A 12,283-nucleotide genomic window follows, 5' to 3' on the forward strand; every position below is an offset into this window, starting at 1 on the left:
CGCGAGATCCGGCTGTACGCTGGCGTCCCCGACGCGTAGCCGCTTAAGCGGCATGTGACACCAGCGCGGGTGTCCGCTGCGATGGTGGCCGTGACAATTCGCAGCCGTGCCGGCGCCCGGACCAGGCACCGTGGCAAGACCGCAGAACCATGTAGGCAAGTGCCTACATAGGCAGGTAAGAACTTCCTGCAACCTCTTGTTGCATCGCAACAGAAGATGCGTCCAGGACCACCTGCATGCACCCCAACTCCATCCATGACCCGGCCTCCGGAGCCCCCTGCCTTCCAGGCAAGGCTCCGAGCCGGGCTCCGTCGCGCGTGAAAAGGGATGCAAGAGGAGGATGGCCCGGATCGATCCGCATGGCGCATGTGCTGGCAGCCACCGGGCTGCCCAGTATCCCCGCGTTCCGATGTCGATCTCCGCAGCCCACCCTGATTGTCTCCACCTCACCTTTCCACGTCTGATCCATCTGGGAGTTCCCACCATGTCACGCACCAAAAATGTCCTCGCCATCGTCATGGCCGGCGGTGAAGGCTCCCGCCTTCATCCGCTAACCGCGGAGCGCTGCAAGCCGGCCGTGCCGTTCAACGGCAAGCACCGCATCGTGGACTTCGTCCTGTCCAACCTGGTGAACTCGGAAATCTTTTCCATCTACCTGCTGGTGCAGTACAAGTCGCAGTCGCTCATCGAGCACATCCGCCAGTCGTGGACCATGGCCCGCTTCATTCCCGAGCATTTCGTGACGGTGGTGCCGCCCCAGATGCGCAACGGCCCCGAATGGTTCCAAGGCACGGCCGATTCGGTCTACCAGAACATCCACCTGATCGAAAGCTTCCGGCCCGACATCGTCGCGGTGTTCGGAGCGGATCACATCTATCGCATGGACGTGCGCCAGATGATCGACTTCCACGTGGCCAACAACGCCGATGTCAGCGTGGCCACGCTGCCGGTGAAGCTGTCGCAGTGCGACCAATTCGGCATCGTCGAAACGGACGAGAACCACCGCATCACGCAGTTCGTCGAGAAGCCGAAATCCACGCACCCCATGCCCGGCAGTCCCACCCATGCGCTGGCCTCCATGGGCAACTACCTCTTCAATGCGGACGTGCTGCTCGACGCACTCAAGAAAGCGCACGAGACCGGTGACAGCGATTTCGGCAAGCACATCCTGCCGACCATGCTGGAGTCGCACCGCCTGATGGCCTATGACTTCGACACCAACACCATCCCCGGAACCGAGCCCTACGAAGAGCACGGCTACTGGCGCGATGTGGGCACCATCGATTCGTACTTCGACGCCCACTTCGACACGCTGGGCGCGACGCCGCGCTTTCGCATGACCAACCGCCAGTGGCCGATCTACGCCAGCCCCGACCAGGCGGAATCCGCCCAGATCGAAAATGGCGTGATCCACCGCTCGGTGGTGGGTTCGGGCAGCATCGTGGACGGGGCCTCGCTCAACCATACCATGCTGCGCCGTTCGGTCGTCGTCGAGCGCGATGCCCGTCTGGAGCATTGCATCGTGATGGAGCGTACCCGCATCGGCCGCGGTGCCCAGATCCGGCGCGCCATCATCGACCAGGACAACGACGTGCCCGCCCATGAACGCATCGGCTTCAATCTGGAAGAAGACCGCAAGCGCTTCCATGTCACCGAAAGCGGCATCGTGGTGGTCCCACGCAAGTTCTTCACGACCCAGCAGGATTCCGGCACCAACACCCCCAGCATCGGCCGTGCCCGGCCACCGGCCCCTATGGCCCCCGAAAGCGACCGCAAAGTAGCCGCATGAAACCCGACCTGATGAATACGCCTTCCGCTCCCGTTGCATCCCGCCACAAGAAAGTCCGTTATACCGTGGAGCCGGGCCGCCACTGGCCGCAGGGGGCCACGGCGAGCCGGCACGGCGTGAACTTCGCCGTCTATGCGCCATCGGCCGAAAAGGTGGAGATCTGCCTGTTCTCCGAGGACGATCAGGAAACGGCGCGCATCACGCTGCCCTGCATGAGCCGGGACACGTGGCACGGATTGGTGAAGGGGTTGAAGGTCGGTCAGAAGTACGGACTGCGGGTGCACGGCCCCTACGAGCCTGGCAACGGACATCGCTTCAACCCCGCGAAACTGTTGCTGGACCCGTACGCGCTCGCCCTCGATCGGCCGGTGCTCGGCCATGCGGAGCAATTCGGCTACGAACTGGATCAGGAAGAAGAAGACCTGCAGCCCAGCACCGTGGACAACGGTGCGGTGGCGCCCAAATGCCGCGTCGTCAAATCGCGTTTCGACTGGGGTGACGATGCGCCACCCCGCGTTTCTGCCAAAGACACCGTGTTCTACGAAGTGCATGTGAAGGGCTTTACCCAGACCATGCCCGGCGTGCCCGAGCCCCTGCGAGGCACGTATGCCGGACTGGCCAGCGATGCCGCCATTGCCCACCTGCGCGAGCTGGGAATCACCAGCGTGGAGCTGTTGCCTGTCCAGGCATTTCTGGACGACAAGCGGCTGGTGGACAACGACCTCACCAACTACTGGGGCTACAACACCGTTGCGTTCTTCGCGCCGGAGCCACGCTACAGCGCCTCCAAGTCAGACGGCGGCGTGGACGAATTCAAGGCCATGGTGAAGGCGCTACACGCTGCTGGGCTGGAGGTGATTTTGGACGTGGTCTACAACCACACGGGAGAAGGCAATCACTTGGGGCCCACCATCAGCTTCAAGGGCATCGACAACGCGGCCTATTACCGGCTGTCTCCGGAAGACGCGCGCTACTACGTGGACTACACCGGCACCGGCAACACGGTGGATACCACCAGCCCGGCCGCGTTGCGCCTGGTGCTCGACAGCCTGCGCTACTGGGTGACGGAAATGCACGTGGATGGTTTCCGCTTCGACCTGGCCTGTGCACTGGGCCGTGACCCCACCGGCGCTTTCACGCACCGTGCCGCCTTTTTCGCAGCCGTGGCGCAAGACCCCGTGCTGTCGGGTGTCAAGCTCATTGCCGAGCCGTGGGACCTGGGCCCGGACGGCTACCAGGTGGGCGGATTCCCGGTGGGATGGATGGAATGGAATGGCCGCTACCGCGACGCCGTGCGCGATTATTGGCGCAACGCCGACAGCAGCCTGCCCTCGTTCGCCGCCTGCCTTTGCGGTAGCGCCGACATGCTCGCCGCGCGCAAGCGACCGCCGGTGGACAGCGTGAACATCGTGACGGTGCATGACGGCTTCAGTCTGGCCGACCTGGTGAGCTACAACGAGAAGCACAACGACGCGAACAAGGAAGACAACCGCGACGGTGAAAACCACAACCGCAGTTGGAACTGCTGTGCCGAAGGCCCGTCGGACGATCCCGCAATCCAGGCCCTGCGCGCGCGCCAGATGCGCAATTTCATCGCCACTCTGTTCGTCTCGCACGGCACGCCCTTGCTGTTGGGCGGCGACGAGATGGCCCGCACCCAGCACGGCAACAACAACGGCTACTGCCAGGACAGCGCCCTGTCCTGGTACGACTGGAATCAGGCTACGAGCGAGGCGGAGCTGATGGGATTCACCCGGGCCCTGCTGGCACTACGGCATGCATTGCCTGTGTTGCGTCCTGCCGTGCATCCGGCAGGCACCACCGGACACCCTGCTTGCGTGGCCCTGAACTGGCACAGCGTCTGGGGCCTGGCGATGACCCAGGAGGAATGGGAAGATCCCCAGGTGCGCTGCGTAGCAGCGCTGATGGAGGGCCACGGCGACAGCGAGTCGGTTATGTTGCTGTTCAATGCGACCCCTGCCGATGCGGTCTTCACCCTGCCTCAGGACGAGCATGGCCGCGTCTGGACCGTGCGAGTGGACACCCGCACCGCTGCCGTGCCACCAGCCGACGCGACAGACATCCCTGCGGGCGGGCAGTGGACGCTGCAACCGCATTCCATGGCCGTTCTGACCACACCCTCACGCGCCGACCTGTCATGAAGTACCGGCATGACATGCCGTTCGGCGCCCGGCTCACGGCCGACGGCGGCGCCGGATTCAGCCTTTGGGCGCCCAACGCCCGCGAAGTGGTTTTGCACCATGGCACGGCGCCAGCGTCGCCCATGATGCCGCTCCCGGCGCAGTCCCGTCCGAATGGCTGGTGGCACGTGGAGTTGCAAGCAGCCTCTCGCGCCACCCGCTATCAGTGGCAGGTGGACGGTGGCCCGCTGATGCCGGACCCAGCTTCGCGCAGCAATCCCCACGGCCCGCATGGCGCCAGCGAGATCACCGATGCCAAGGACTTCGACTGGCAGGTGGACTGGCAAGGGCGGCCCTGGAGCGAGGTGGTTCTGTATGAACTGCATGTGGGCACGTTCACGCCCGAAGGCACCCTGCAAGCCGCGCTGCAGCAGTTGCCGCGCCTGAAAGACCTGGGCATCACCACAGTGGAATTGATGCCCCTGGCATGCTTCGGGGGCCGGTTCGGCTGGGGGTATGACGGCGTGCTGCCCTTCGCTCCGCACCCTGACTACGGAACCCCCGATGACCTCAAACGCTTCATCGATGGGGCGCATGCGCTGGACCTCATGGTGATGCTCGACGTGGTTTACAACCACTTCGGACCGGACGGAAACTACCTCGGCCTCTACGCACCGCAGTTCTTTTCTGAAAAGCACACCAGCCCTTGGGGCGCCGCCATCAACTTCGACGGCGCCCAGAGCGGGCCCGTGCGTGAATTCTTCATCCACAACGCGATGTACTGGATCGAGGAATTCCGGTTCGACGGACTCCGCCTGGACGCGGTGCACGCCATCATCGACGACAGCGAGCCCGACTTTCTCGCAGAACTTTCGCAGCGCGTGCGAACTGCATGCGCTGGCCGGCATGTACACCTCGTCCTCGAAAACGAGAAGAACCAGCCGGAGCATCTGGACCCCAGTCCCCAGCCCTCTCGCTATGACGCGCAATGGAATGACGATTTTCACCATGCACTGCATGTGCTGCTGACTGGCGAAACGCAGGGCTATTACGGCGACTACGGCACTGCGCCAACCGCCTTGTTGGCGCGCGCGCTGACGAACGGCTATGTGTTTGCCCACAGCGATCGCGACGGACAAGGCCGCAGGCACCAAGTGGTGGCTGCAGCGCCCGAGCCCCTTTCCACCATGGTCCAGTTCTTCGGTAACCACGATCAGGTCGGCAATCGCGCGTTCGGCGAAAGGCTATCGCAATTGGTTCCAGCGCCCGCTTCCGAACTGGCCATGCTGCTGACTTTGCTGGGCCCGGCGACGCCGCTGATCTTCATGGGCGATGAATTCGGCGCCCAGACACCGTTTCTCTACTTTGCCGATTGGGAAGGGGAACTGCGCGATGCCGTGCGCCAGGGCCGGTTGCGCGAATTCGGCCACGAAGTCCCGCCAGGCGGCACGCTTCCGGATCCTTGCGATGCGGTCACCTTCGCACACAGCCGCCTCGACTGGCAGCAAGCCGACAGCCCGCAAGGCCTGGCGCGGCAAGCCTTGCTGCGCGAGGCGCTCGCGGCGCGCAGGCAGTGGCTCAACCCACGCCAGCACCGGCTGGTACCACGGGGCCACGTGGCCCGGGTGGTGGGCGCCCGCGGCCTGCAGGTGCGGTGGCATTACGACGATGGCGCGCAATGGCAGATGGATATCAACCTGAGCGAAATGCCCGTCGAGGCGCCGATACCCGACGGCCCGCAGGGAACCCCGCGGTTTTCACACCGCTGGAGCAATGACACGACCCAATGGGCACCTTGGTCCGCCCGTTGGTGTTTTCTGGAGCCCAACGCATGACGGACCCTACCCCCGGCGAAGCCCTGCGCCATCGCGCCCACTTGGCCGGCATTGCACTGAACTACACCAGCTTCTGGGGCGAGCACCGCGACGTGCCGGCCTCCGTCATCGAGCGGGCGCTGGCCGCCATGGGAAGCCATGCAGATACCAGCGCCGTGCCCTCCCCCGTGCTGGTATCGGAGGGCAGCGCGGCCACCGTGCCGCTTCACAACGAAGGGCCCTGGCGCCTGTTCACCGCTGAGACGGCGGAACGCACGCTGGTGTGCGAGGGCGTAGGCACCGTCGCCGAGGTGCCCGCTTCGCTGGCCATGGGCTTCTACGCCCTCCATTCACCGGGGGCATCGGCCGAACGGCTGGTCATCGTGGCGCCCGAGCATTGCTGGTCCCCGGAACCCCTACGGCAAGGCGAACGCTGGTGGGGCCTGAGTGCCCAGCTGTACGCCCTGCGCTCGGAGCGAAACTGGGGGATTGGCGATTTCACCGATCTGGCGGACCTCGTGTCCATTGCTGCCGGGCAAGGCGCGGCTTTCGTCGGATTGAGCCCGTTGCATGCCTTGCGCGCGGATCAGCCAGAGGCTGCAAGCCCCTATAGCCCGTCAAGCCGGATGGCGTTGAACACGCTCTTCATCGATGTGGCGGCGGTGCCTGAATTCATGCGCAGTTCGGCTGCGCAGACACTGTTCTCGGACGCCGCTTTCCAGCAGCGGCTGGGTGCGTTGCGGGCTTCGAGCGAAGTGCGCTATGCCGAAGTCGCAGCCGCCAAGCAGGAGGTGCTGGGGCTGCTGTGGGACGAGTTCCAGCGCAGCGAATCGAGCACCGACTCGCCTCGAGCGGCGGCTTTCCGCGACTTCATGAGGGGTCAAGCCGACATCCTCGGGCAACACGCGCTGTACGAGGCCATCCAGTGCCATTTGAACGCCATCGACCCCAGTGTCTGGGGTTGGCCTGCATGGCCCGAAGCGATGCGCGACCCCCAGGGTGCCGAGGTGAAATCCTTTGCCCAGGACCATGCGGATCAAGTGCAGTACCGCTTCTGGCTGCAGTGGCTGGCCCATACACAACTCGATCGGGTGAGCCAACGGGCCCGTTCGATGATGCCGCTGGGTCTGTATTGCGACTTGGCGGTCGGAGCGAACGACGGGGGCTCGGAGACCTGGACCGGCCAGGGCCTGTACGCGCGTGGCATGAACGTAGGCGCTCCGCCGGATCCGCTCAATCACCAGGGACAGGATTGGGGCCTTCCTCCCATGAATCCCTGTGCGCTCGCGGCGGCGCATTTCCTGCCCATGCGCCGATTGCTGACCAGCGTGATGCGCCCGGCCGGCGCCTTGCGGATGGACCATGTCATGGCGCTCATGCGCCTGTTCTGGACCAGTGCAGACGGCGGTGCGTACGTCTACTACCCTCTGGACGCCTTGCTGGCCATCATGTCCATCGAAAGCCATCGCCACCAGTGCCTGGTGATCGGCGAAGACCTGGGCAACGTCGCGCCGCAGATGCGGGAGGCCATGGCGCACAAAACGCTGTTGTCCTATCGGCCTTTGATTTTCGAACGTGCCGATGGCGGCGCGTTCCGCACGCCGGCCCATTGGCCTCATCAGGCCCTGGCAGTGGTCAGCACGCATGACCTGCCCACACTGCGTGGGTTTTGGGCGGCCGAAGACATTGAGGTGCAGTCGCGCCTGGGCTGGCTGTCCGCCCCGGACGCCCACGCCCGCGCCTTGATGGAGCGCGCCCAGGACCGCGTGAGATTGCTCATCGCGCTCAACGAGGAAGGGCTGCTTCCGAGCGGTGCCACTGCGGACCCGCAATCGGTGCCCGAAGCCAACGCGGACTTCGTGGCCGCAGTGCATCGCTATCTCGCCAGAACACCCTGCTGGCTGGCGGCAGTGCAACTGGAAGACGTGACAGGCCAACTGGAGCAGGTCAATGTGCCGGGCTCCACCGAGGCCATGCAGCCCAACTGGCGCCGGCGCCTGAGCGTGCCGCTGGAAAAGCTGGCGACCCATCCCTGCTTTGCGGACATTGCGGCCGCGATGCGCGCCGAGCGCGGCGGCGCAGCCCTGCCCTTCAGCGAGGCACTGCCGCCGCTCGACACCGCCGATATTCCCCTGGCGACGTACCGGGTGCAATTCCACGAAGGCAATACCTTCGAGCAGGTCACCCGGGCCGTGCCCTATCTCCATGCACTGGGGATCAGCCACCTCTACAGCTCGCCGTATCTCAAGGCCGCGCCGGGCAGCACGCACGGCTACAACGTGGTGGACCCGACCCGTCTGAATCCCGAAGTCGGATCGGAGGCCACGCACACCGCCTTGTGCGAAGCGCTGCAGGCGCACGGGCTCAGCCAGGTGCTCGACATCGTGCCCAACCACATGGGGGTGCTGGATTCCAACAACCCCTGGTGGCAGGACGTGCTCGAGCATGGGCGGGCCTCCGCCCATGCAGGCACCTTCGACATCGAGTGGGAGCCGACCGCGCCAGAAATGCACGGGCGCGTGCTCCTGCCGATGCTAGGCGGTCATTACGGCCGCGTTCTCGAATCCGGCGAACTTCAGGTGGCATTCGACCCGCAAGGCGGACGATTCAGCATCCGCTATTGGGACCACGAGCTTCCCATCGACCCACAGCATTACGCGCGCATTTTTGCAGCCGTGCCGGCCCCGGTTTCGGGAGGCGAACGCGATGGCGACAGCCTGGCGCAAATGCAATCGTTGGTGGATGCGTTCGGCAATCTGCCTTCGCGCAATACCAGTGACGAGAACGAGCGCACCGTGCGCCAACGGGACACACCGCTGCATCAGCGCCGGCTTGCGGAACTGGCGGGGGAGCACCCCTGGGTGCGGCAGTGGATCGAAGCGCTTCTGACGCAGTGGAATGGCCAGAAGGACAGTCCGGAAAGCTTCGATGCGCTGGACCAGTTGCTGCGCGATCAGGCGTACCGCTTGGCGGACTGGCGTGTGGCAGGCGACGACATCAACTACCGACGATTCTTCGACGTCAACTCCCTGGCTGCCGTCCGCATGGAAGACCCAGCCGTCTTCGAGTCGACCCACACCTGCATCTTTCGCTGGCTGGCCGAGGGAAAGATCTCCGGATTGCGCATCGACCATCCGGATGGATTGGCCGACCCCGCCCAGTACTTCGACCGGCTGCAAAAGCGCTATGCGTCGCTGGCGCGCGCTGCGGGACGGGAGCCCCGCGCACTGTACCTCATCGTGGAAAAGATCCTGGCCGACCATGAGCCGCTGCCGCAGGATTGGCCCGTGCATGGAGCCACAGGGTACCGGTTCAGCAGCCTGGTCAATGGGCTATTCGTCGAGCCGGCCTCTCAAGCGGCTTTTGACGACGCGTACTCCGCCTTCACCGGCGATCGCAAGGAATTCGAAGAGGCGGTGCACGAGTGCAAGAAGCACATCATCGAAACCTCGCTGTTCAGTGACCTGGGGTGGCTGGCAGACACGCTTTACCGCATCAGCCGCACCGACCGCAAGACCTGCGATTTCACGCGCAACCAACTGCGCATCGCGCTGACGGAGGTGGCGGCCGTCTTCCCCGTCTACCGCACCTACATCGCGCCCGACGGTACGGGGCTGTCCGACACGGATCGGCAACACATCGAATGGGCCATTGCGGCGGCACGTCGCCGCATGGGCACCGCCGAGGGCGGCGTGCTTGCGTATCTGCAAGGCGTCTTTGTCGGTACGGAAGGCCAGCACCTACCCGCGTTGCGGGGCGCGTTCCTGCGCCGCTGGCAACAGTTCACTGCGCCGGTGATGGCGAAGTCCGTAGAGGATACGGCGTTCTACCGCTATGTGCGCCTGGTGTCGCTGAACGATGTCGGCTCGGAGCCGCGGCGTTTCGGATTGTCCGGCGCCGCATTCCATCAGGCCAACCTGCAACGGTCGCGGCGATTGCCGCATGGGCTGCTGGCGACCTCCACGCATGACAGCAAGCGCTCGGAAGATCTGCGCGCCCGCCTGAACGTGCTGTCCGAGATTCCGGCGCTGTGGGAAGACACGGCGATTCAACTGCGCGAACTCGGGACCCGTTTCACGACGGAGATCGACGGTGCAGTGGTTCCCAGCCCCCATGATCTCTGGGCGCTCTATCAAGCCCTGGTCGGGATCTGGCCGGCAGAAGGCGCCGATGCGGAGGAGCGGATAGGCTTGCGAGACCGCGCCAAGCAGTACATGGTCAAAGCCATGCGCGAGGCCAAGCAGGCGACCAACTGGCTGTTTCCCAACGAGGCCTATGAGGCAGCCGTTGACCGCTACATCGACGGCGCGCTCTCTACGGATCGTTTCGTGCGCGAACTGGAGAAATTCGTCCAGTCCATCGCCCCCTATGGATTTCGCAATAGCCTTTGCCAGCTTGCGCTGAAGCTGACGGTCCCCGGCGTGCCCGACATCTACCAAGGCTGCGAGCAGTGGAACTTCAGCCTCGTGGACCCGGACAACCGCAGGCCCGTCGATTTCACGGAACTGGAGCGTTCACTGGAAACGGTGCGCTCGCACTACGCCCTGGGGTATCCCAAGACCGACGCATGGCGAGAGATGCTAGGCGCATCTCCGGCGCCTCTGATCAAGCAACTGGTCACATGGCGGCTGCTGCAGTTGCGGCAGAAAATGCCGGAGCTGTTCCTGAACGCCACCTACCTTCCTCTGACTCTGGAGGGGCCGAGCGCCGAACATGCCGTCGCGTTTGCACGCATCCGGGAAGGCAAAGCCATTGTGGTTGTCTGCTCGCGGTTGCTGTACGGGCTGACCGCGATGGGTTGGCGTGGAACCCGCGTCGCGCTTGCCGCGGTACATCCTGCCTTGGACAAAATTCCAAGGTGGAAAAACTGGATGACGGGAGTGTCCCTGGTAGCCGACAAGGATGAAGGCCTGGAACTGGACATGCTGATGGGCGAATTGCAACCAGAGGGCGGTACCTTGCCATTCGTGGTGTTGGTGCCCGAGGACGTCGAATGAAAGTCCTCTTCGTCACGCCTGAATGCGCCCCACTGGTCAAAACGGGTGGGCTGGGCGATGTCAGTGCCGCCCTGCCCCGTGCGTTGTCAGCCCTGGGGCACGATGTTGCCTTGCTCATGCCGGCCTACGGCGATATGGCCATCACTGGCCAGATCGTCGGCTTGTTTGCCATTGCGCCGCAGGGTGCCTGGCCTGCAGCGCAATTGCTGCAACTGCGCCAGGAAGACGACTTCATCCTCTACCTGCTTTCGTGCCCTCAACTCTATGCACGCGCTGGCACGCCCTACGGCGCACCCAACGGTACGGATCACGATGACAACGCGCTGCGCTTTGGTCTGCTCAGCCGCGTCGCGGCCATGATGGGCACACAGGCCACGCCCTGTGGATGGCAGGCCGACATCGTGCATGCCAACGATTGGCCCACTGGGTTGGCGCCGTTCTATCTGGCGCAAGCGCGTGCCACGGCCGACGGCGCCCCAGTGGCACGCAGCATCATCACCGTGCACAACCTGGCATTCCAGGGCATCTTTCCGATGCAGACATGCGATGCGCTGGAGATTCCGCCGGAGCATCGTGGCATCGCGGGTGTCGAATTCTGGGGTGGCATGTCGATGCTCAAAGCCGGCCTGAATTTTGCACACGCCATCACCACCGTCAGCCCCACATACGCACGCGAAATCCAGGGCCCCGAACTTGGATTCGGTTTGGACGGGGTGCTGCAGGAGCGTGCCGACGCATTGCACGGCATTCTCAATGGCGTCGACACGAACGCATGGAACCCGGCGAGCGATCCCCTCATCGCTGCGCCATACAGTTTGGAAAGCCCATCGGGCAAGGCGCTGAACAAAACCGCGTTGCGCCAGCGATGCGGGCTGGATACTGCGGAAAACCGCATGCTGTTCGGTCTGGTCGGACGGCTCACCCAGCAAAAAGGCGTCGATCTCGTGGTGGAGGGCGCGGAGCGTCTGGTGCAGCAAGGGGCACAGCTTGTCGTCTTGGGCAATGGTGATGCTGCGATCCAGTCCCGCTTCACGCATCTGGCGGCCCTGCACCCTGAGCACATCAGCGTGACGCTGGGCTTTGATGAATCGTTGGCCCACCAGATCGAGGCGGGCGCGGACTGTTTCCTCATGCCCTCGCGATTCGAGCCATGCGGACTGAACCAGATGTACAGCCAGATCTACGGAACCCCACCGATCGTGACGAACACGGGTGGACTCGCGGACTCCGTCGTGGACGCCGATTCACCTCAGTCGGCAGGCACCGGATTCATCATGCCGGCCGCCACCCAGGAAATGTTTGACGAAGCGGTGCAGCGGGCCATCGCGGCATGGCAATCACCCGTCACCTGGGAATCGCTTCAACGCGCCGGAATGCGGCAAACCTTCGGCTGGGACGCATCGGCCAGGGTCTATTCCGATCTGTACGGGCAATTGCTTCAGCCCTGAGCGTCAGGCCGAGATCATCGTTCTGTTCTGTCCTACAAAAAGCGAAAGAGGCTGCGGAAATACTTGTCGAGTGTTTGGCAACAAGGCATCGCCT

4 protein-coding genes and 1 pseudogene are annotated in these 12,283 nt (G+C 64.2%); all 5 read left to right on the top strand.

The features are described 5' to 3' along the window. Positions 1-484: 484 nt before the first annotated feature. A complete protein-coding gene (gene glgC, locus M5C96_RS15010) occupies positions 485-1,789 on the top strand; it encodes a glucose-1-phosphate adenylyltransferase (RefSeq protein ID WP_272563954.1) in 1,305 nt (434 codons plus the stop codon). After that, positions 1,786-3,951 (top strand): glycogen debranching protein GlgX, encoded by a 2,166-nt coding sequence (gene glgX / locus M5C96_RS15015; protein WP_272563955.1) that lies wholly within the window; start codon positions 1,786-1,788, stop codon positions 3,949-3,951. Before glgC ends, glgX begins: the two co-directional genes overlap by 4 nt. 14 nt (positions 3,952-3,965) lie before the next feature. Then, positions 3,966-5,765 (top strand): malto-oligosyltrehalose trehalohydrolase, encoded by a 1,800-nt coding sequence (gene treZ, locus M5C96_RS15020; RefSeq protein WP_272569730.1) that lies wholly within the window; start codon positions 3,966-3,968, stop codon positions 5,763-5,765. After that, positions 5,762-10,741 (top strand): malto-oligosyltrehalose synthase, encoded by a 4,980-nt coding sequence (locus tag M5C96_RS15025; RefSeq protein ID WP_272563956.1) that lies wholly within the window; start codon positions 5,762-5,764, stop codon positions 10,739-10,741. Before treZ ends, M5C96_RS15025 begins: the two co-directional genes overlap by 4 nt. Further along, positions 10,738-12,251 (top strand): annotated as a pseudogene (gene glgA / locus M5C96_RS15030) (glycogen synthase GlgA); the annotation flags it as partial. The gene M5C96_RS15025 and the pseudogene glgA, both read left to right, overlap by 4 nt. Between the last annotated feature and the right edge of the window lie 32 nt (positions 12,252-12,283).

Source organism: Acidovorax sp. GBBC 1281 (genome assembly GCF_028473645.1).
Classification (GTDB): domain Bacteria; phylum Pseudomonadota; class Gammaproteobacteria; order Burkholderiales; family Burkholderiaceae_C; genus Paracidovorax.

Excerpts from the sequence above, each read along its gene's own strand:
- treZ (WP_272569730.1), top strand. The coding sequence starts at position 3,966 with ATGCCGTTCGGCGCCCGGCTCACGGCCGACGGCGGCGCCGGATTCAGC.
- M5C96_RS15025 (WP_272563956.1), top strand. The coding sequence starts at position 5,762 with ATGACGGACCCTACCCCCGGCGAAGCCCTGCGCCATCGCGCCCACTTG.
- glgX (WP_272563955.1), top strand. The coding sequence starts at position 1,786 with ATGAAACCCGACCTGATGAATACGCCTTCCGCTCCCGTTGCATCCCGC.
- glgC (WP_272563954.1), top strand. The coding sequence starts at position 485 with ATGTCACGCACCAAAAATGTCCTCGCCATCGTCATGGCCGGCGGTGAA.